The organism is Mycobacteriales bacterium (genome assembly GCA_030697205.1).
Lineage (GTDB): Bacteria > Actinomycetota > Actinomycetes > Mycobacteriales > SCTD01 > JAUYQP01.
The window spans coordinates 1-20,357 of the sequence record JAUYQP010000054.1 but is presented as its reverse complement, the minus strand read 5'-3'; the positions used below and the strand labels follow the sequence as shown (position 1 = coordinate 20,357).

Annotated in this window: 17 protein-coding genes and 1 pseudogene; 7 read left to right on the top strand and 11 right to left on the bottom strand. The window is 74.0% G+C overall.

All coding sequences use genetic code 11. The features are described from left to right. Window positions 1–7 precede the first annotated feature (7 nt). From Q8R60_18070 to Q8R60_18060, 3 genes are read right to left on the bottom strand one after another with little or no spacing between them, the layout of a single operon-like run. Entirely contained in the window at window positions 8–877 is an 870-nt protein-coding gene (locus Q8R60_18070) for a 1,4-dihydroxy-2-naphthoate polyprenyltransferase (GenBank protein MDP3714382.1), read from the bottom strand. Beyond that, window positions 874–1,932, bottom strand: a complete 1,059-nt coding sequence (locus Q8R60_18065) for an AMP-binding protein (protein ID MDP3714381.1) — start codon at window positions 1,930–1,932, stop codon at window positions 874–876. The genes Q8R60_18070 and Q8R60_18065 overlap by 4 nt, the downstream gene beginning before the upstream one ends. A gap of 11 nt (window positions 1,933–1,943) precedes the next feature. Beyond that, window positions 1,944–2,867 (bottom strand): 1,4-dihydroxy-2-naphthoyl-CoA synthase, encoded by a 924-nt coding sequence (locus Q8R60_18060; GenBank protein ID MDP3714380.1) that lies wholly within the window; start codon window positions 2,865–2,867, stop codon window positions 1,944–1,946. Window positions 2,868–2,885: 18 nt separating this feature from the next. Between Q8R60_18060 and Q8R60_18055 the strand changes: the two genes are divergently transcribed. Beyond that, window positions 2,886–3,905, top strand: a complete 1,020-nt coding sequence (locus tag Q8R60_18055; protein MDP3714379.1) for an o-succinylbenzoate synthase — start codon at window positions 2,886–2,888, stop codon at window positions 3,903–3,905. Continuing rightward, a complete protein-coding gene (gene menD / locus Q8R60_18050) occupies window positions 3,902–5,581 on the top strand; it encodes a 2-succinyl-5-enolpyruvyl-6-hydroxy-3-cyclohexene-1-carboxylic-acid synthase (protein ID MDP3714378.1) in 1,680 nt (559 codons plus the stop codon). Before Q8R60_18055 ends, menD begins: the two co-directional genes overlap by 4 nt. A 27-nt stretch (window positions 5,582–5,608) precedes the next feature. On the opposite strand, the gene Q8R60_18045 is transcribed toward menD, so the two are convergent. After that, window positions 5,609–6,847, bottom strand: a complete 1,239-nt coding sequence (locus Q8R60_18045) for an isochorismate synthase (protein MDP3714377.1) — start codon at window positions 6,845–6,847, stop codon at window positions 5,609–5,611. 88 nt (window positions 6,848–6,935) lie between these two features. Then, window positions 6,936–7,904, bottom strand: a complete 969-nt coding sequence (locus Q8R60_18040) for an amidohydrolase family protein (GenBank protein MDP3714376.1) — start codon at window positions 7,902–7,904, stop codon at window positions 6,936–6,938. A gap of 143 nt (window positions 7,905–8,047) precedes the next feature. On the opposite strand from Q8R60_18040, the gene Q8R60_18035 reads away from it, so the two are divergent. Next, entirely contained in the window at window positions 8,048–8,893 is an 846-nt protein-coding gene (locus Q8R60_18035) for a TIGR03619 family F420-dependent LLM class oxidoreductase (protein ID MDP3714375.1), read from the top strand. After that, window positions 8,890–9,297: a nuclear transport factor 2 family protein gene (locus tag Q8R60_18030; protein ID MDP3714374.1), complete on the top strand. Its 408-nt coding sequence runs from the start codon at window positions 8,890–8,892 to the stop codon at window positions 9,295–9,297. Before Q8R60_18035 ends, Q8R60_18030 begins: the two co-directional genes overlap by 4 nt. Before the next feature lie 28 nt (window positions 9,298–9,325). Here Q8R60_18030 and Q8R60_18025 read toward each other — a convergent pair whose 3' ends face one another. Both Q8R60_18025 and Q8R60_18020 read right to left on the bottom strand, forming a co-directional pair. Beyond that, window positions 9,326–10,807: a HAMP domain-containing sensor histidine kinase gene (locus Q8R60_18025; GenBank protein ID MDP3714373.1), complete on the bottom strand. Its 1,482-nt coding sequence runs from the start codon at window positions 10,805–10,807 to the stop codon at window positions 9,326–9,328. Beyond that, a complete protein-coding gene (locus tag Q8R60_18020) occupies window positions 10,804–11,514 on the bottom strand; it encodes a response regulator transcription factor (GenBank protein MDP3714372.1) in 711 nt (236 codons plus the stop codon). The genes Q8R60_18025 and Q8R60_18020 overlap by 4 nt, the downstream gene beginning before the upstream one ends. Window positions 11,515–11,679: 165 nt before the next feature. Between Q8R60_18020 and Q8R60_18015 the strand changes: the two genes are divergently transcribed. Then, window positions 11,680–12,120, top strand: a complete 441-nt coding sequence (locus Q8R60_18015) for a hypothetical protein (GenBank protein ID MDP3714371.1) — start codon at window positions 11,680–11,682, stop codon at window positions 12,118–12,120. Window positions 12,121–12,342: 222 nt separating this feature from the next. On the opposite strand, the gene Q8R60_18010 is transcribed toward Q8R60_18015, so the two are convergent. From Q8R60_18010 to Q8R60_17995, 4 genes are all read right to left on the bottom strand, one after another. Continuing rightward, the gene (locus tag Q8R60_18010) at window positions 12,343–15,768 is read right to left on the bottom strand and encodes a M36 family metallopeptidase (protein ID MDP3714370.1); all 3,426 of its coding nucleotides are present in this window, start codon (window positions 15,766–15,768) and stop codon (window positions 12,343–12,345) included. Window positions 15,769–15,903: 135 nt separating this feature from the next. After that, complete coding sequence (locus tag Q8R60_18005; protein ID MDP3714369.1) at window positions 15,904–16,197, bottom strand: DUF4229 domain-containing protein; 294 nt, start codon at window positions 16,195–16,197, stop codon at window positions 15,904–15,906. A 5-nt stretch (window positions 16,198–16,202) separates the two neighbouring features. Then, window positions 16,203–16,415: a hypothetical protein gene (locus Q8R60_18000; protein ID MDP3714368.1), complete on the bottom strand. Its 213-nt coding sequence runs from the start codon at window positions 16,413–16,415 to the stop codon at window positions 16,203–16,205. Window positions 16,416–16,571: 156 nt separating this feature from the next. After that, window positions 16,572–18,278 (bottom strand): hypothetical protein, encoded by a 1,707-nt coding sequence (locus Q8R60_17995; GenBank protein MDP3714367.1) that lies wholly within the window; start codon window positions 18,276–18,278, stop codon window positions 16,572–16,574. A gap of 373 nt (window positions 18,279–18,651) precedes the next feature. Between Q8R60_17995 and Q8R60_17990 the strand changes: the two are divergent. Both Q8R60_17990 and Q8R60_17985 read left to right on the top strand, forming a co-directional pair. Next, window positions 18,652–18,870 (top strand): annotated as a pseudogene (locus Q8R60_17990) (BldC family transcriptional regulator). Between the two features lie 87 nt (window positions 18,871–18,957). Next, entirely contained in the window at window positions 18,958–20,304 is a 1,347-nt protein-coding gene (locus Q8R60_17985) for a glycosyltransferase family 39 protein (protein ID MDP3714366.1), read from the top strand. Window positions 20,305–20,357: the final 53 nt, after the last annotated feature.

Below are 20,357 nucleotides of genomic sequence, written 5' to 3'. Positions count from 1 at the left end.
CGCGGTCTCAGTCGAGGAGGAGCCCGACGGTGAGTAGCACGGCGTAGGCGAGCTGGAGCCTGCCGGTGCCGACCAGGACCGGGACGAGGTCGCGACCGGTCGCGCCCTGCCGGACGCGCTGCAGGGGATCGCGGGCGAGCGGCGCCGCGAGCAGCCCGAGCAGCGCCCAGGGCGTCGCCGCGGTCGCCGCCACGGTGACGACGGCGGCGGACAGCAGCAGACCGGCGTACAGGGTGCGCGTCCGCGCGTCCCCGAGCCGCACCGCGAGGGTGCGCTTGTCGGCGACGACGTCGGTGGGGATGTCGCGCAGGTTGTTGGCGACGAGGATCGCGCAGGCCAGGGCGCCGCAGGAGATCCCGCCGACGACGGAGAGCGCCGTGACGCGCTCGGCCTGGACGTAGGTCGTGCCCGTCACCGCGACGAGCCCGAAGAACACGAACACCGAGACCTCGCCGAGGCCGCGGTAGCCGTAGGGCGAGGCGCCGCCGGTGTAGCCCCAGGCCGCGGCGACGAGCACCACGCCGAGGGGGACGAGCCACAGCGTCGTCAGCAGCGCGAGCACGCCACCGGCGAGCAGCGCGACGCCGATGCTCGCGATCGCCGCGGCCCGGACGGCGGCCGGGGAGGCCGTGCCGGAGCCCACCAGCCGCAGCGGACCGACCCGGTCGGCGTCGGTGCCGCGGACCCCGTCGCTGTAGTCGTTGGCGTAGTTGACGCCGACCTGCAGCGCGAGCGCCACCACGAGGGCGAGCAGCGCGTGCAGCGTACGGACCGCGTCGACGAGCGCCGCAGCGCCCGTGCCCACGAGCACCGGCGCGAGGGCCGCCGGCAGGGTCCGCGGCCGCGCCCCCTCCACCCACTGGGCCGTCGTCGTCATCCGCGCAACCGCATGCGGTCGATCTTGCCCGACGGCAGCAGCGGCAGCGCGTCGACCTCCCTGAGCTCACGGGGGGCGTGGCTGCGCGGCAGTGCGGCCGCGACGTGGTCGCGAGCCTCGTCGAGGCCCAACGGCCCCGACAGGACGACCACGGCCACGACCCGCTGCCCCCACTCCGCGTCGGGGACGCCCACCACGGCGACCGACACGACGCTGGGGTGGTCGGCGAGGGCCGCCTCGACGGCCGCCGGTGGCACCTTCACACCGCCGGTCACCACGACGTCGTCGACCCGACCGGTGACCACGAGCCGACCGTCCACGACCTCGCCGCGGTCGCTCGTCGTGAAGCGGTCACCGTCGAAGTGCGCTGCCGTCAGGTCGGGCCGCAGCCGGTAGCCGCGAGCCACGACCGGTCCGGACAACCGGATCGGCTCCCCCGCCTCGACCCGGACACCTGGGAGCGGCACGCCGTCGTAGACGCACCCGCCGCTGGTCTCGCTCATGCCGTAGGTCGTCACGACCCGCACCCCCGCGTCACGGGCCTGCCTCAGCAGGGCTGCCGGCGCCGCCGCCCCTCCGAGCAGCACCGCGTCGTACGCCGTCAGCGCCGGGCTGCCCAGCAGACGCTGGAGCTGGGTGGGCACCAGCGACACCAGGCGGCGCGGGCCGGTGAGCCGCGCGGTCGCGGCCTCGAAGGCCTCGACGGTCGTGGGCCCCGCGAGCCGGACCGGCTCGGTGCCCGCGACGACCGAGCGGACGAGGACCTGCAGGCCACCCACGCCCGTCGCGGGGATCGCCAGCAGCCACTGGCCTGCTCCGACGACGCTGGCTGCGGCCTCGGCCGACGCCAGGGCGCTCGCAGCCGTGAGCAGCACGCCCTTCGGCTCGCCGGTGGACCCGGAGGTGGGCACGACGAACGCGATGTCGTCGTGCTCCAGGGGCTCGTCCGGACGCATCGACGCGACGACCCGGAGGTCGGTGGTCGTGAGCAGCGGCGGGCCGTGGCCCACAAGCGCTGCCGCGACCGTCGCGAGAGTCGGCTCCGCCGCGAGCACGCCGGGTCGACCTAGAAGTAGTAGGGGTAGGGCGACCAGTCGGGGTCGCGCTTCTCCAGGAAGGCGTCGCGCCCCTCGACCGCCTCGTCGGTCATGTAGGCCAGTCGCGTCGCCTCACCGGCGAACACCTGCTGGCCGACCATCCCGTCGTCCACCGCGTTGAACGCGTACTTGAGCATCCGCTGGGCGGTCGGGCTCTTGCGGCAGACCTCCTGCGCCCACTCGATCGCCACCCTCTCCAGGTCGGCGTGCGGCACCACCTCGTTGACCGCGCCCATCCGGTGCATCTGCTCGGCGGTGTACTCCCGGCCGAGGAAGAAGATCTCGCGGGCGAACTTCTGGCCTACCTGGCGGGCCAGACCGGCGCTGCCGTAGCCCCCGTCGAAGCTGCCGACGTCGGCGTCGGTCTGCTTGAAGCGCGCGTGCTCGGCGCTCGCGATCGTGAGGTCGCAGACCACGTGCAGGCTGTGCCCACCGCCGGCCGCCCACCCGGGGACGACGCAGATGACGACCTTGGGCATGGTCCGGATCAGCCGCTGCACCTCGAGGATGTGCAGCCGGCCGGCCCGCGCCGGGTCGACGCTCTCGGCGGTGTCGCCGGAGGCGTACTGGTAGCCGGCCCGCCCGCGGATCCGCTGGTCGCCGCCGGAGCAGAAGGCCCAGCCGCCGTCGCGGGGTGAGGGGCCGTTGCCGGTGAGGAGCACGCACCCGACGTCCGGGGACATCCGCGCGTGGTCGAGCACCCGGTAGAGCTCGTCGACGGTGCCGGGGCGGAAGGCGTTGCGCACCTCGGGCCGGTCGAAGGCGACGCGGACGACGGCACCCTCGCGGCCGGGGGCGGTGTGGCGGTGGTAGGTCAGGTCCTGGAGGTCCTCGAACCCCGGGACCTCCTGCCACACGGAGGGATCGAACAGCTCTGACACAGTGGCGACCACGACGTCAACACTAGGGGGATGCGGGTGCTGGGCACGACCGGGAGCCACGCCCTGGAGGCCGTGCACGAGGTGCACGTCGTGTCGCTGCCCATGCGCGTCCCCTTCCGCGGCGTCCTGCATCGCGAGGCGGTGCTGCTGGGCGGTCCCGGTGGCTGGGGCGAGTTCGCGCCCTTCCCCGAGTACGGCGACGACGAGTCCGCGCTGTGGCTGGCCGCCGCACTGGAGTCGGTGGCCGGCGACTGGCCCGAGCCGGTCCGCACCGAGGTCCCGGTCAACGCGACCGTCCCGGCGGTGACCGCGGCCGAGGTCGCCGGGGTGCTCTCGCGCTTCGCGGGCTGCACGACCGCCAAGGTCAAGGTCGCCCAGGCGGGGCAGTCGCTCGCCGACGACGTCGCACGGGTCGCCGCCGTGCGCGAGGTCCTCGGCCCGCAGGGCCGGGTGCGCGTCGACGCCAACGGCGCCTGGTCGCTCGACGACGCGGTGCGCGCGGTGACCGCTCTCGCCGCCTTCTCGCTGGAGTACGTCGAGCAGCCCTGCGCCTCCGTCGAGGACCTCGGGCGCCTGCGGGTGCTCCTGGCCCACGGCGGCGTGGACGCGCTGGTCGCCGCGGACGAGAGCGTCCGCCGGGCGGACGACCCGCTGCGGGTCGCCCGCGCCGGGGCGGCCGACCTGCTCGTGCTGAAGGTCGCGCCGCTCGGTGGCGTGCGCCCCGCCCTGCGGATCGCAGAGGAGTGCGGGCTGCCCGTCGTGGTGTCGAGCGCCCTCGACACCTCGGTCGGCATCAGCGCCGGGATCGCGCTCGCGGCGGCACTGCCCGAGCTCCCCTACGCCTGCGGCCTCGCCACGACCAACCTCATGACGGGGGACGTCGTCGAGGCCGGTCTGCTCGACAGCGGGCCCGGCCGGATGCGGGCCGGGGCGGTCGTGCCGGAGCCGGAGCTGCTGGCTCGCTACGCCGCGTCCGCGGACCGGCAGCAGTGGTGGCGGGACCGCCTGGCGCGCTGCACGGCCGTGCTCGCGGCAGACTCGTCGACGTGAACCCGTCCACCGCCCTCGCGCGGGTCCTCGTCGACGAGCTCGTGCGGGGCGGCGTGCGCGAGGCCGTCCTGTGCCCCGGCTCGCGGTCGGCGCCCCTGGCCTTCGCCCTCCACGACGCCGACCGGGACGGGAGGCTGAGGCTGCACGTCCGCATCGACGAGCGGTCCGGAGGCTTCCTCGCCCTCGGGCTGGCCAAGGCCTCCGGCCGACCGGTGCCCGTCGTCACGACGAGCGGCACGGCCACGGCCAACCTGCACCCGGCCGTGCTCGAGGCCGCCCACGCCGCCGTCCCCCTGCTGCTGCTCACCGCCGACCGTCCGCCGGAGCTGCGGGGCACCGGCGCCAACCAGACGGTCGACCAGCTCGGGCTCTACGGCGGGGCCGTCCGGCTCTTCGTGGAGGTGGGCACCCCGGAGCAGCGGACCGGCCAGAACGACTACTGGCGCTCGCTGACCTGTCGCGCCCTCGCGGCCGCCGAGCACGGTCCCGTCCACCTCAACCTCGGCCTGCGCGAACCACTGGTCCCCACGAGCGGTGACTGGGTCGAGCCGCTGGAGGGACGTGCCGACGGCTCGCCCTGGACCGTCGTCGTGCCGGACCGCTCCGTCGGCGTGGCCGACGACCTGCCGGACCGCACCGTCGTGGTGATCGGCGACTGCGCCCCCGAGGTCGGGGCGGCGGCGCTCGAGCTGGCGGCGGCCCGCGGCTTCCCGGTGGTCGCTGAGCCCTCGAGCAGCGCCTGGGGAGATCCCGTGGTGCGCGCCGCAGAGCTGGTGCTCGGCGTCCCGGGCTGGCTGGAGGCGCACCAGCCCCAGCGGGTGCTCGTCGTCGGGCGACCGACGCTGTCGCGCGCCGTGGCTCGACTCGTCGCGTCGGCGCCCGCCGACGTGGTCGCCACCCGCCTTCCCTGGCCCGACCCGGCACGGCAGGCGGCCCGGGTCCTCCCCGGGGTGCCGAGCCCGGGAGCCGGTGCCGCCGTGGACCCGGCCTGGCTCGACGGCTGGTCGGTCGCAGGCCGACGGGCCCGGGACGTGGCTCTGCGGGTGTGGTCGGAGCACGCTGGTGGACAGGCCACAGGCCCGGGCGCCGAGCCGCTGGTGGCCGCCGAAGTGGTGGCGGCCGCGGAGGAGCTGCTGGTGGTCGGGTCGTCCAAGCCTGTGCGGGACCTCTTCCTCGTCGGCGGCCGGGCAGGCCTGCGGGTGCTGGCCAACCGTGGCGCCGCTGGCATCGACGGCACTGTGTCCACCGCCGTCGGCGCTGCCCTGGCGCACGGCCGGCGGACGTTCGCGCTGCTCGGCGACCTGACCTTCCTGCACGATGTGAACGGTCTCGTGATCGGTCCGGACGAGCCGCGCCCCGACCTCACGGTCGTGGTCGTGAACAACGACGGTGGCGCCGTCTTCGGGCTGCTCGAGCAGGGCGCCCCCGAGCACGCGGAGGCCTTCGAGCGGCTCTTCGGCACACCTCACCGCGTGGATCTCGAGGCCCTGTGCGCGGCCACTTGCACGCCGTACGCCCTCGCCTCCTCCCGCGAGCAGCTGCGCGACCTGCTCGACGCCCGTGGGTCCACCGCCGGTCCGAGAGTCGTCGAGGTGCGGACCGACCGGGCCGCAGCCGCTGCCGTGGACCAGCAGGTCCGCAGCGCGGTGGCGGTAGCCCTGACCCCGACGACCTAGCTGCCGTCGGGAGGGCGGGGTCCGCGCCTAGGGCCGCAGGGCCTCGCGCATCGGGACCAGCTTGGCGTCGCTCTCGGCCAGCTCCTGCAGGGGCTGCGAGCCGGCCACCACGCCGCACCCGGCGTAGAGCCTGAGCCTCCTCGGGTCGGAGCCGTCGACCTCGGCGCAGCGCAGCGCGATCCCCCACTCGCCGTCGCCGGATGCGTCGAACCACCCCACCGGCCCTGCGTAGCGCCCACGGTCGAGGCCCTCGATCTCGCGGATCACCTCGAGCGCCACGTCCGTGGGGCTGCCGCAGACGGCGGCGCTCGGGTGCAGCGACGACAGCAGGTCCAGCGACGTCGCGCCGTCGGTGACGACGCCCCGCACATCGCTGGCGAGGTGCATGACGTTGCGCAGCTCGAGCACGAACGGCGCGTCCGGCACCTCGACGTCGGCGCAGTGCAGGCGCAGGGCGTCGACCACCGAGCGCACGCCGTAGCCGTGCTCCTCGACGTCCTTGACCGAGCGCCCGAACGACGAGCGGCGCCGCGCGTCCTGGGTCGCGTCGCCCGATCGCCGCAGCGTGCCGGCAAGCACGCGGGAGGTCGCGACGCCGTCGTCGAGCCGGACCAGCATCTCGGGGGTGGCGCCGATCAGCCGATCGACGGAGAAGGCCCAGCAGTCGGGGTAGTCCCTGGCCAGGCGCCGCAAGGGGTGGCGCACGTCGACCGGCTCGTCGGCATGCGCGTCGAGCGCACGCGCCAGCACGACCTTCTCGAGGTCGCCGGCCACGATCCGCTCCACCGCCTCACCGACCGCGGTCATCCACTGCGCGCCCGTGACCTCACCGTCGGTGAACACCACCGGGGACGGGACCCGCGGTGGAGTGCGGACAGGGTCCGGACCGCCCGCACCGATCTCCGTGCGCCACCACGTGTCGCCACGACGCCCGACGACCACCGCGGGCACGACGACGACCGACGTCCCGCGGCTCGGGTCGAAGGCGAAGGACCCGAACGCCAGCAAGCCGGTGCCGGGCACGCCGACCTCGTCGAGGACAGTGGTCCGCGCCACGAGTGCGTCCCACCAGGTCTGCGCCTCGGTGAACGACCCCGCTCCGGTCAGCTCGAGCCGGGCGGCCTCGCCCCAGCCGACGAGCCCCGCGCCGTCCTGGACCCACGCGAGCGCACCGGCCTCGGGGAGCAGGTCGAGCAGGTGCTCCGGCCGGTCCGCGGCCGCCATCGGCACGGTGGAGACCGCGAGCGCGGTGGTCTCCGCGGTCATGGACATACCCCAGGGTAGGCACGAAGCACGGCGCCCGCGCGTCGCCGGGTCAGGCGAGCCGGCCCGGCGTCACCCGGCCGACGGCGAGTCAGGCCCGGCGGTGGACGAGACGACCCGCGAGCACGGTGGCGAGGCACCGCCCGGCGCCGTGCTCGACCAGCGCGGCCGCCGCCGCGTCGAGGAGCGCGGCGCCGACCCGATCGCCGTCGCCCGAGGCACCGCCGAGCTCCAGGTGGCCCGCCACGTCGACGACCGTGAGGTCCGCCCGACGGCCCGGGGAGAGGGTCCCGGCCTCGACACCGAGTACTGCAGCACCGCCGCTGGTCAGCGCGACGAGCAGCGCGGTCGCCGAGTGCTCCAGGCCCTGTCGCGCAGCGAGGTCGCGACAGGCCCTCGCCTCGGCGAGCATGTCGAGGTCGGGGCACGACGCGAGCGACTCGGTGCCGAGCGCGACCGGGGTGCCGTCGTCGAGCAGCCGGGCGACCGGCCTCTCCGGAAGGCCGAGGAGGGCGTCGCTGCGCGTCCGGAGCACGACCGGTGATCGAGGCGAGGGCGGCTCCGGCGCGAGGGGGCACGACGTGACCTCCCCGGACCGCCACGACCGACCGGCGAGCCCACCCGCCGGTGCACCCGCCGTTGCACCCGCGACCCCGCCGACGCCGAGGTCCCCGACGCAGGTGGTGCCGGTCCGCAGCGCCGCGTGGACCGAGCCCCGGGCCTCGACCGCCCGCTCGTCGGGTCCCATCGCCGCGGCTCGCTGCTCGACGCGGGCGCGCCAGGACGCGACCGATGCCGCGTCCAGGGCCGCGTCCGGGGCCAGGTGGGCCAGGTCGCTGAAGGACGGACCGAGGGCCAGGTGGGTGTGGGCGTTGACCAGCCCGGGGAGCAGCACGCCGCGCCACCTGCGCACCCGCGCCCTCTCGCCTGCGCGTCGTACGACGTCGGCACGTGGGCCCACGTCCACCACCAGCGCGTCCACGACGAGGACGGCCCCATCGCGGAGCGGCGCGCCGCTCATGGGGAGCACCACGTCGGCGCAGTGCACGGTGGCGGTCACGCGGGCATCCTCCCGGGCCGCCCCGCGGCCGCGCTGGCAGGCCTGACCAGCGGGACTCCGCGGACGACAGGGGGCAGGAGCGGCGATAGCGTGCGGCCATCCGACGGAGGTGGAACACGTTGCAGTTCACGATGGCGATCGCGATGACCGACCCGACCCACTACGCCGCGCTCGCGCGGACCGCGGAGGAGGTGGGGTTCGCGCAGGTCGCGGTGCCGGACAGCATCTTCTGGTCCGAGCAGGTCAGCGACAGCTACCCCTACACCGCTGACGGTGCGCGGATGTGGACGCAGGACACCCCTTTCGTCGACCCGTTCGTCGCGGTCGGGGCGATGGCGTCGGTGACCGAGCGGATCCGCTTCTGCACCCACGTCATCAAGGTGGCTGTCCGCAACCCGGTGCTGCTCGCCAAGCAGGTCCAGTCGGCCGCGGTGCTGTCCGGCGGCCGCTTCACCTTCGGGGCCGGCGTGGGCTGGCTCAAGGAGGAGTTCGAGTGGTGCGGCCAGACCTTCGAGGGCCGCGGGAAGTACACCGACGAGTCGCTCGAAGCCGTCCTCGCGATCCTGTCCGGCGACTGGGCGGAGATGTCCGGCGAGCGGGTGGCCTTCGGGCGGATCCGCATGGCGCCGGCGCCGCCCTCACAGGTGCCGGTCTACATCGGCGGGCACACCCCGATCGCGCTGCGTCGCACCGTGCGCTTCGGGCAGGGCTGGACCAGCGCGATGATGGGGTACGACGAAGCGCGCTCGGTCATCACCGAGCTGTCGTCGATGCTCGAGGCCGCGGGTCGCTCGACCGAGGGCTTCACCTTCCAGCTGGCGTCGTCGGACCGCTTCGGGCTCGACGGCTACCGCGACCTGGCGTCCATCGGGGTGACCGACATCGTCACGATCCCCTGGCTGTTCTACGGCGTGCCGCTCGACGGGCCGCTCGAGGCCAAGCAGGACGGCATCCGGCAGTTCGCCGCCGACGTCATCCAGAAGTGGTGAGCGAGCACCCGGCCCGGGCTGCCGCGCTCGCCTCGCGCGCGGCGGTGGAGGCCAAGGACAAGGCGGCCTGGCTGGCGCTCTGGGCCGAGGACGGCGTGATCCAGGACCCTGTGGGCGTCTCGCCGCTCGACCCGACCGGGCTCGGCCACCGGGGCGCTGCGGCGCGCGAGGCCTTCTGGGAGTCCAACATCGCGGGCACCGGGATCACCTTCGACATCCGCGACTCGCACGCGGCCGGCGACGAGTGCGCCAACGTCGTGTCGCTGTCGCTCGACCTCGGCGGCGGCGCGTCGGCGGTGTGCGACTGCGTGATCGTCTACAAGGTCGACGGCGACGGGAAGCTGCTGTCGCTGCGGGCCTTCTGGGAGTACGAACGGATGATGGCCACCCTCACTACGTCCTAGCAACTCAGGAGATGCCCACGCTCAGCGGTTATGACGCAAGGGAGGGTGCGGGGGCAGGGGTCAGGGGGGCAGCGAGGGGGAGGCGGACGCGGAAGGACGCACCCTCACCGGGGGTGGTCTGCAGGTCGACCGACCCGCCGTGGGCGGTGACGATCGCCGAGACGATCGACAGCCCGAGGCCGCTGCCGCCGACACCGTCGGAGCGGGTGCGCGAGGAGTCGGCCCGGTAGAAGCGCTCGAAGACGCGTTCGGCGTCGGCCGCGGACAGGCCCGGGCCGTCGTCGGCGACCTCGAGGACGGCGACGCAGGTGCCGGGCGCGCGCGTCGCACCGACCCGCACCGTGACGTGCGCGTCGGGAGGGGTGTAGGCCAGCGCGTTGCTCACCAGGTTGGCGAGCACCTGGCGAAGCGCACCCTCGTCGCCGACGACCAGGGGCGCCACCGAGCCCACGACGTCGAGGGTGACGGTGCGACCGCCGGCGACGGCCGCGGCGTCGTGGACCGCGTCTGTCGCGAGCTGCAGCAGGTCGACCGGCCCGCTCTCCAGGGGCCGCTGCTGGTCGAGTCGCGCGAGCTGCAGCAGGTCCTCGACGAGCGAGGCCATCCGCACGGACTCGTCCTCGATACGGGACATGACCCGTGCGACATCGGCGTCGGAGGAGACGGCGCCCTGGCGGTAGAGCTCGGCGAAGCCGCGGATCGACGTGAGCGGTGTCCGCAGCTCGTGGGAGGCGTCCGCGGCGAAGCGACGCAGCCGGGCCTCCGACGCCGCACGGGTCGCGAAGGCCGACTGGACCTGCTCGACCATCTCGTTGAACGAGCGCGAGAGCGAACCCACCTCGGTGCGCGGGTCCCGGGCCGGCACCCGCCGGGTGAGGTCTCCGGCAGCCACTGCGGCGGCCGCCTCCTCGACCTCGACCAGCGGCCGCAGGGAGCGCTGCACCAGCAGGTAGCCCGCGCCCGCGACGAGGACCAGCACGACCAGCCCTACGCCGAGCTCGAGCGCGACGAGCCGTCTCGTCGTACCCCTCACGTCTCCGAGGTCGGCGGCGTAGACCACCCCGGCGACGCGCGGGAAGGCGTTGAGCGACAACGGGCGTACGACGATGCGCCACTGCCCGTCTCCGGAGGAGTCGGGCACCGTCGTCGGCCCCTGCCGCCCGGCGCCGGCGAGGTCACCGAGGTCAGGGGCGCCGTCGCGGCCGGTGTCGCCGAGCACCCCGACGAGGTCACCGCCGGCGTCCACCGCACCGATCCAGAACCGCCCGGGCGGACCGCCGCGCCCCCCGCGGCCACCCCGTCCCATCTGGCCGTCGCCCAGTGCACCCCGCTGGGCCTGCTCGACGAGCTGGGCGTCGACCCGGCCGACGAGGTAGCCGTTGAGCGACGACGCCGCGGCAGCGCCCGCCGCGAGCAGGCCGACACCGGAAAGGACGACGAGCAGGACGGTGAGGCGGACCCGCAGCGGCAGTGCCTCCGCGACTCCCCGGCGACGGGCCGTGACCGTCACCGGGGCAGGCGCAGCACGTAGCCGACACCGCGCAGGGTGTGCAGCAGCCGCGGTTCGGTGGTGTCGAGCTTGCGGCGCAGGTAGCTGACGTAGGACTCGACGACGTTGACGTCACCGCCGAAGTCGTAGTGCCAGACGTGGTCGAGGATCTGCGGTTTGGACAGCACCTTGCCTGCGTTGGCCATGAAGTAGCGCAGCAGCGTGAACTCCGTCGGGGACAGCCCGACCAGCTCGCCGTTCTTCCACACCTCGTGGGTGTCCTCGTCGAGCTCGATGTCGGCGAAGACCAGGGTCGTCGAGGGCGCGCCGGCCGCGCCGGCCTCGACGCGGCGCAGGATCGCGCGGATGCGGGCCAGCACCTCGTCGAGACTGAAGGGCTTGGTGACGTAGTCGTCGCCGCCCAGCGTCAGTCCCATCACCTTGTCCTCGGTGGCGTCGCAGGCGGTGAGGAAGAGCACCGGCACCCGGGCCCCCTCGCCGCGCAGCCGCCGGACCAGCTCGAAGCCGTCCATGCCCGGCATCATCACGTCGAGCAGCGCAACGTCGGGCCGGAAGGTCCGTGCGGTGGTGAGCGCCTCCTGCCCGTTGGTAGCCGTCGCCACCTCGAAGCCCGCGAAGCGCAGGCTCGCCGAGAGCAGCTCGACGATGTTGGGCTCGTCGTCGACGACGAGCAGCCGGGCCTCGGGCCGTGCGCTGGTGCTGGTCACGTCTCGACGTCCTTCCTCCGGGTGCACCACCACTGTGCGCGCACCCGCTGGCGCCAGTCTGGACGTCGCCTGTGAGTCCGCTGTGAGGCGGCCGGCGTCACTCGCAGGCAGGAGCCTCGTTGATCGCGTCGAACCCAGCAGCACCACCCGACCGAAGGACACCCCGTGAAGCGCTCCCTCGCCCTGCTGGCCGCCGTTGCGGTCGTCGCGACCCCACTGGCCGCCTCGGCCGCCCCCAAGCCGCCGAAGAAGACCACCCGCACCGTGACCTTCGACTACACGGCCTTCACCGCCGGCACCGTCTCGGTCGCGGCGAGCTTCTCCCTCAACAACTGCGACCTCCCCGGCCAGTGCTTCGACTTCGACACCGTCAAGGGCGAGAAGACCGTCAAGCTCAGCGCCGTCGACGCCACCGGACTGCCGGTCGCGATGCAGGTCTTCACCAACGACGACTACGCCGGCAACGTCGTCACCTACTGCGGCACCGGCACGCTCAAGGTCAGCGCCAAGTCCGCCAACCTCGTCTCGGTCCGCATGACCCTGTCCGACACCTGCGCGGGTCTGCCCACCGAGGGCACCGTCACGGGCACCATCACCAACTTCTAGGCACCGCCCGCCCGACAGCCACGACAGAGGCCCGCGCCCGAGGGGGGTGCGGGCCTTCGTCGTACCCGGGTCCGAACGGACGTGACGATCACGGCAACGTGGCCACGCCCGCATGATCGCCACATCTCGCGGGTGGCGGCTCCTCGACAGCCGAGCACCACGGAGTACGCCGAAGGGCCACACCCCGCGCGGGGGTGTGGCCCTTCGGCGTGAGCGGGTCGGTCAGGCGGTGCGACGCGCCCGGACGACCGCGCCGGCCCCGACGAGCAGGCCGAGGCCGAGCAGCGCCAGCGGCACGCCACCGGTGGTGGGCAGCGTCGGAGCCGAGACCGGCGGCGTGACGACGGGCGGGGTGACGACCGGCGGGGTGTTGACGACCGGGGCCGCCGCCGTGCGGCTGGTGAAGACCTGCAGCTCGGAGATGCGCACCCGCTGGAGCTGGCTGTTGTTGGTCGTCGTCGCGGGCGCACCGGCCGCCGAGGCGGTCGTGAGCGCGCCGTTGGCGCAGTCCGGGTCGGACAGCGGGTTGTTCTCCGGGTTCGCCGCACCGGTGTAGTCCGGGCCGCCGGTGCACTGGTTGTCGACGACCTTGATGCGCACGTGGGTCGCCTTGGTCTCCGGGATCGCGAAGGTCCGCAGCCTGAGGTCCTTCACCGTCGGGCGCGGGCGGTCGGCCGGGAAGGCGTCCTTCGCGACGAGGCGGGAGGTGAAGTCACCCTCCTGCTCGCAGGCCGAGCCGGTCGTCGTGTCGCAGGTGAGGATCTCGAAGGAGCGCAGCGCCGCGAAGCGGTTCTGGCCGCCGGTGTCGTAGGGCGCCTCCTCGGCGTCCTGGCACTGCACGACCTCGGTCGGGTCGGCACCGGTCGCTCCGTCGCACAAGCCCGGCCGGTTGACGGCGCTGACCTGCACCTCGCGGACGGTCTGCTGACCGCCGGCGAGGTCCACCGTGACCTGCTTGCCGCGGATGTCGCCCTCGTTGATCGAGGCCCAGTTGGTGTCCTCGGAGTCGTCGATGAGGAACTCCAGGCCGCCGCCGTCACCGGTCGCCTCGGCGCCGTTGGTGCTGGAGGCGAGGTTGGCACGCAGCGGCAGGGTGACGGTCTTGGTGCCGCCTGCGGTGACCGTCATCGTGGCGCGCAGGTGGCCGAAGCCCTCCGCGACGACGTAGAGGCGGTAGGTGCCGGGGGTGAAGCTGCGGGCCGGGCTGGGCGTGGCACCCGCGAGGACCGCGACCGGGGTCGTGCGCGCCTCGAAGGCGCCGACGTGGACCTCGATCTCCTCGGGCAGGGTCGCGCCGGTGCCGGTCGCCGTGAAAACGATGCGGCCGTTGCTGCCGACCGGGTCCTGGAAGCCGGCTTCGACGTCGTGGTCGCTGGCCGAGACGGACTCGGCGTCGGCGCCCATGCCGCGCTTGGCGAACGCCGCCCACAGCTCCTTGGTGTTGGCGCTGTTGTAGCGGACCTTGTCGGCGGCGAGGATCGCGTCGCGACTGTCGAGCATGCTCGTCGAGGACGGCTGGAGCAGGAAGCCGTCGTGGATCAGCTGGATCCAGCGGCGGTTGCCCGGGCACTGGGTGGAGGGCAGCAGGCCCTCGGCGCAGCGCGCCTGCAGCGCCTGGTCGTCGCTGTCGAAGCGCGACTCCCACTTCTTGACCAGCGCGGCGCGCAGGTCGAACTGGGTGGCGCTCCAGATCTCGCCGTCGGCGTGCGGCGACGTCGTGCCGTTGCCGTCGTAGTCGACGTCGGAGTAGTTGAGCGGGCTGTCGGCCATGTTGAAGTTGCGGATGCCGTGGACGGCGTCACCGACGGCGTAGGCCGCGATCGAGTAGCGCTGCAGGCCGGTGCCGTACTCGTAGCCGTAGCCGTTGAGGTACTCCATCGCCGACAGGTCGGACCAGGACTCGCCCATGGAGCGCGCCTGGTCGCCGGACAGACCGTTCCCGTTTGCGGTCATGCGGTTCTGGATCCCGTGGCCGACCTCGTGCGCGACGATGCCCATGTCGTAGTCGCCGTCGACGCAGGGCGGGTAGAAGCCGGCCTGCAGGGGCTCCCAGAGGTACTGGTTGCTGATGCCCGGCAAGCCGTCCATCAGCGTGATCTGGTTGGCGTTGTCGCGGCCGAGGAAGGTCGCGCCACCCGCGATGGAGCCGGACTGGCTGTTGCCGATCTCCGGGTCACTCTCGCGGTCGGCGCTGTCGGCCTCGGAGCCGGCGTTCTCCTTCTGGAAGTTGCTGTTGACCTCGGTCCAGCCGAGGAAGTAGCCCCAGTCGTGCATGCGGTTGTGCATGACGAACAGGTTGGCCGTCGCGGCGTCCGCGTCGTTGAGCTGTGGCGAGACGAAGCTGGCCGGGTCGCACTTGCTCTGCTGCCACTGGTCGGTGAAGGCGAAGTCGTACTCGCGGGTCACCGACAGGGCGGGCACGGCGGTGTCGGGGGTCAGCTGGCTGACCCGCGAGATCGCGGTGCGGGCGTTGTTGCCGTCGGTGCTGTTGGAGGGCACCGGAGTGCCGTCCGGCAGGAGGTTCTCGTCGTAGGCGTAGGGGCTCGCGACGTTGGGGACGTCGCCGACCGGTCCGAGGACCCGGGCGCAGTCGGTGCCACCGGTGAAGCACCAGAACTCGCGGTTGTCCGGCGTGACCGTGCCCTGGACCGGCAGGTCGGGGAAGTTCGGGAAGACTTTCCAGTAGGGCACCGAGCCGGCACCGGGGGCGTCATCCGCGCCGGCCTCCGCGAGGTGCTGCAGGCGGTTGCTGCGGTGCAGCACCTTCCCGGTCTGTGCGTCGACCATCGACACGTAGGCGTGCGGGTGCTCGACCCCGTCGGTGAGGCTGCGCAGCACGATGGCCTCGAACGCCAGCCGCACGCCGTCGCGCGGCGTCGGGACCGCGACCAGGCGGACCAGCTGCTGGTCGGCAACGCCGGCCCGCTTGAGCACGCGGTGACCGAGCGGGTTCACCGTGCCGAGCAGCTCGATGCTGTCGCGGTCGATCGCGATGCGGGCGTCCTTCGCGGCGGCGAGGTAGGCGTCGACCATGGAGATGCGGGCGGTGTTGGTGACCTGGGTCTGGCTGGTCACCGAGGAGCTGACGAAGCCCACCCGGTTGTCCTTGTCGAGGGCCACCGTGAGCTGGCCGTCGATCGCGGCCGGCCGGCCGGCGTAGCGCTGGCGGAAGCTGACGACGTGGGCGTTGTCGGACCAGTCGACGCTCTCGCGGGCCATCATCTTGCGAGCCTGCGGGCCCTCGGTGAGCGGCACTGCCTTGATCAGCTCGAGCTGATCGGCGGACGTCTGGCCCTCGGAGAGGCCGAAGACGACAGCGTGGCGGCGCACGAAGGCCCGCGCGGCGTCGGCCGGGGAGCCCGGGAGCGCCTCGCTGAGGAACTCCGCGTCGTCACGGGTGAGGACCTTCGGACTGCCCAGCGGGTCCCAGGTGGCGCGGGCTCCGAGCGCGGCGACGGCCGCGCGCTGAGCAACGGTCGGCAGGACCGCACCGACCCGCTGGTCGAGGGTCTCGGCGTCGAGGCCGCCCTCTCCCTGGAAGCCGTAGCCGAGCGGGTCGACGAACGGCGCGGCGGTGGCGCTGGGACCGAAGGTCAGTCCAGCGGCGAGGGTGCCCACGGCGAGCAGGGCGAGCAGGGGACGGCGCACGGGGGTGGAGCCCTTCGAAGGGCTGAGTCGCGGGTCTGGGGCGCGACGCTCAGCGGGGGTCAGATCCCGATCACTTCGCCGCGCACCGCCGGTCTCCTGCTCACCTCGCCGCCACATCCGGGGTGAGCAACGCCACTACTGCTCGAGCTGGGCCCGCCGGGCGGCGTTCTCGGCCTGCCGGTCGGCGTCGCGCCCGGCGATCGCCCTGGCCAGCGCCTCGCGCTGGGGCCGCAGCACGACGTAGGACAGCACTGCGCTCGCGATCACGGCGGTGCCGAGCAGCGGCAGCCCGGTCAGCCCGAAGACGTAGAGCACCGCCACGACGATCGTGAACAGCAGCAGCCGCAGGGCGGAGTACGACGCGAACGCGCGCCCGACCCGCACCGGCACCTCGGGCTCGAGGTCCGGCTCAGGAGTCGGCTCGCTCACGTCGCTCAGGTCCAGGCCTTCATCGGCTGCGGCTCCGCGTGCCGCTCGTTGACGTTGAACAGCACCCGGTCGCCGTTCTTGCGCGTCCGGACGAGGTGGGCGAGCTCGCCCAGCCACACGAGGTCGTCGGAGGCGTAGAGCGCCTCTCCGTCGGCCCGGGTGAGCCGCTCGCCGGCGAGGACCTTGTCCTCGAGCTCCTGCTTGAGGCCCGTGTCCACGCTGACCGCTCCCTTGTGAATGCCTTCACAAGAGCGTACGCCGGAGCCGCTGCGCGCTCCTCCCGGACCGGTGAGCGTCCCGTCACACACGCCTGAGGGCGGCCACCCCGTCCCGGGTGGCCGCCCTCGGGCGGTGCTGGTGGTGCTGGTGCTGGACTAGACGGCCGCGGGGACTGCGGTGCGGCGGCGGACCACGAGGACGGCGCCGGCGGCGGTCAGCAGACCGAGGCCGACGAGGGCGCCGGGGGCGCCACCGGTGCTCGGGAGGGTCGGCGCGGTCGTCGGCGTACCCGTGGTCGGGGCGCTGGTGACGGCAGGGCGGAAGCGCGACAGCTCGGTGAGCGTGACGAGGTCGACCGAGCCGGCCAGGCTCGACAGCGCGCCGTTGACGGCGGTGACGCCCTCGAAGGCGGGCAACGCGCCGACGCCGGGAAGCGACAGCGAGGTCGGGAGCGTGATCCGCGGCAGCGTGATCGACAGGGCCGAGACGAGCGTCTCGGCCTCGCCGAAGCCGTCGACGACACCGATGCGGGTCGCCGCGCCGAGGACGTCGATCTGCGGGGCCGTCAGCTCGAGGCCGGCGACGTCGGACAGCACGCTGGCGAGCGTCCCTGTGAGGCCGTCGACGACCCCGTCGACCTCGGCGAGGACCTCGTCGGTGACCTCGAGGAGGTCGACCGAGCTGGTGCCGAGGACGGTGTCGAGGACGTCGGTGCCGAGCACGTTGAGCCCGACGATCTCGCCGCCGGTGACGGAGGCCTGCTGGCCGCCGGCCTTCGCGCTCGTGGCGAGCGCCTCGGTCGAGACCTCGAGGCTGTCCAGGGACAGCAGCGGGGTGCCGTCGAGGAGCGCCTCGACCGCGTCGAGGGCGACGGCGACGGCGGTCTCGACCGCGGTCTGGGCGGCGTCGACGACGGCCTGCGCGGTGTTGACCGCGGCCTGGAGGGCTGCGGCGGTGGAGCGGGCCGCGACGAGGGCATCGAAGGCGGTGAGGACGTCCGCGGGCAGGAGCAGCCGGGCGGCGTCGGACAGCGCCGCGATGGACGTCTCCGTGAGGCCGGTGCTGCCGATCGCGCTGGTGAGGGTCGCGACGGCGGTGTCGACGACGGCCGTCGCGGCGGACAGCTGCGCGAGGGCGGCCGTGAGCGTCGCGGTCGCGGCGGTCAGCTCGGCCTGGGCGGCGTCGAGCGCCTCGATGGCCGTGGTGACAGCGCTGGTGAGCACCAGGCCGAGCTCGTCGACGAGGGTGAGCAGGGTGTCGAGCGGCAGCAGGTCGAGGTCGAGACCGAGACCGGCGAGCAGCTCGGCGATGCTCGGCAGGGCGAGGTCGGTGACCTGGACGCGCTTGGTCGCGGTGGAGGCGGTGCCCGTGACGCCGGTGACGGCCTCGGCTGCACCGGACAGGTCGACGGTGAGACCGAGGACCGACAGGCTGCCGAGCGACTGGGCGCCCGCGCTGCTCGTCGAGCCGCTGTCGGTGTTGGACGCGGCGGCGTTGATGGCCGGCGAGCCGACCGACAGCACACCAGGCACCGACGGGATGCTCGTGCCCGGCAGGGCCGGCACTGTCGAGGAGCCCGACGTGATCGTCTGCTGGCCGTAGGGGGTGTCGTCGACCGCGATCGGCGTGACGACGACCTTCGCGACCGGGGTCGCCGACAGCCGGTCGCTGATCAGCTCGATGGTGGCGACGTCGACGGTGTGGCCGGCGGCCGTGACCGACAGCAGGCCGAGGGCCGACTCGGCGGAGCCGGCGGCCTTCTGGGAGACGACGGCGGCGGTCGCGGCGGAGGCCGGCGTCGCGAGGGCGGGGGTGGCGGCGCAGAGCAGCAGCAGTGCTCCTGCGGGGACGAGGGGGCGCACGGGGTCTCCTAGGCGTGAGGACGGTCGGGTCGGTGGGCGGCCAGTGGACTTCTCGGTGGGACCGGAGGTCCGGGTCCGACCCGATGCCGACCGGGATGTCGCGGGTGTCGCTCGTGTCCCAATTGCGGCGGCTGCGTCGAGGATCGCCGCGGCCGAGCCCAGGCGCCATGGCCCTTTCGGGCTGTTTCCGGACCAGTTCCGAGGGGGTTCGGCATGACCCGTCCGGGTGGGTCCGACTTGTGCCGGATATCGCCCGACGGCACCCGCCGGCCACCTTCCTGCGTCCGGTCCCGTCACTTCTGGGCGTTTCGGTCGTTGACCGGGGGTGTCCGGGGCGCCACAGTCGGCGTACCGGGGGGAGAGGATGACGACGATGGCCGACGATGCCCGCACCGCACCCGGGCGCGAGCGCCTGCTCACGCCCGGCGAGGTCGCCACGCTGTTCCGCGTGGACCCCAAGACGGTGACCCGGTGGGCCTCCGCCGGTCGCATCGGCAGCATCCGCACTCCCGGTGGCCACCGGCGCTTCCGCGAGTCCGAGGTCCGCGCGCTCCTGCGTGGCGCCGACGCCGAGATCCCGGCGCAGCAGACCGGGCCACAGGCCGTCCCGCAGACGGTCCAGCTGGCAGCGGAGCCGCTGCGCGTCGTCGCCCGCTAGCACCCTCCTACCCTCGGGCGGGTGCACCTCCCGCTGCTGCTGCCCGCGGTGCTGCCCCCTGTGCTGGTGGGCGGCCTCGGCACCACGCAGGTCCTGCGCGGTCACGGGCTGTGGTTCGACGAGCTCTACACCGTCGCGGTGGTCGACCGGCCGCTCGGTGATGTCGTCGGCCTCGTCGCCGACGGTCGCGGGCCGACGGCCTGGCTGACCGACCCGCCGGCCTTCAACGGGCCCTACTACGCCGTGGCCTGGCTGTGGTCACGACTGCCGCTGGTCGACCTGCGCTCCGACGGCCTCGACGGGCTACGCGGGCTGTCGCTGCTCGCCTCGGTGTTCGCCGTCGCCGTCCTGGTGCGGGCCGTCGAGCGGCTCCACGGGCAGGCGGTGGCACTCGTCGCCGGCCTGCTCGCGGCGGCCGCACCGCTGATGGTCGTCCAGTCGGTGCAGGCCCGCCCCTACGGCCTCGCGCTGCTCGCCACCGCCCTCGCACTGCTCGGTGCCGTCCGGGTGGTGCAGGGCGGGGGTGTCGGGCTGCTCGCCGTGGCAGGGGGCGCCGCCGGGCTGCTGCACTGGTTCGCGCTGCCCGCCGTCGGCGGGCTCGCGCTCGGAACGGCTCTCGTCGTACGCCGTAAGGCTCCTGTGCTCGCCGTCTCGGTCGCTGCGCTTCCGGTCCTCGGGCTGGTGGCGCTGGCCCTGTCGCACGGCGCGTCCGGTGGTGGCTACCTGACGACCACGGGGCTGCTGGTCCCGGTGTCGGCGCTGGTCGCGTGGACCGGCGGGGTTCTGGCCCTACCGGTGGTCGTCGCGGTCGCGCTGGGGGCACGCGCGGCCGGGCCGCTGGCGTGGGCGTGGATCGGCGTGCCGGTCGTGCTCGTGACCGCCGTCGACCTGGTGCGGCCGGTCTTCGTGCCGCGCTACCTGCTGCCCACGCTGCTCGGGCTCGCCGTCGTGGCGGCGCTCGGGGCCGTCGGGCGGCGGTGGCTGCTCGTGCTGCTTGTCGTCGCGGGGGTGGTCGCCGACGTCCGCGCCCTGACCCGGCCGCGGTGGGAGCGGGCCGACCAGGTGGCGGCGTTCCTGCTCGCCGAGCAACGGCCCGGCGAGCCGGTCGTGGCGGTGGAGGGTCGGTCCGCGGCGGGGCTCGCGGTCTACGCCGCTCCGACCCGCTTGGGCGCTGACCTGCGCTATCCGCCCGACGACCCGCCCGCGGGGGCGACCCGGGTCTGGCTGGTGCGCCAGCTGGCCCGCGACGGCGCGACAGTGGCCTCCGACGACGACGACCTGCTGCGGACCGACGGACTCCGGCTGGTGCGCACCGAGCTGTTCCGCGCCACCAAGACCGACCTCGCCGTCCAGCTCTGGACCCGTTGACCCGGCCGCCCGCCGCCCCCGCCAGCCCCGCCCCCGCCGCCCCGCCCGCCCCG

Coding starts and splice junctions, on each gene's coding strand:
- Q8R60_18045 (MDP3714377.1), bottom strand. CDS start 6,847: ATGACCGCGGAGACCACCGCGCTCGCGGTCTCCACCGTGCCGATGGCG.
- Q8R60_18055 (MDP3714379.1), top strand. CDS start 2,886: ATGCGGGTGCTGGGCACGACCGGGAGCCACGCCCTGGAGGCCGTGCAC.
- Q8R60_18070 (MDP3714382.1), bottom strand. CDS start 877: ATGACGACGACGGCCCAGTGGGTGGAGGGGGCGCGGCCGCGGACCCTG.
- Q8R60_18035 (MDP3714375.1), top strand. CDS start 8,048: ATGACCGACCCGACCCACTACGCCGCGCTCGCGCGGACCGCGGAGGAG.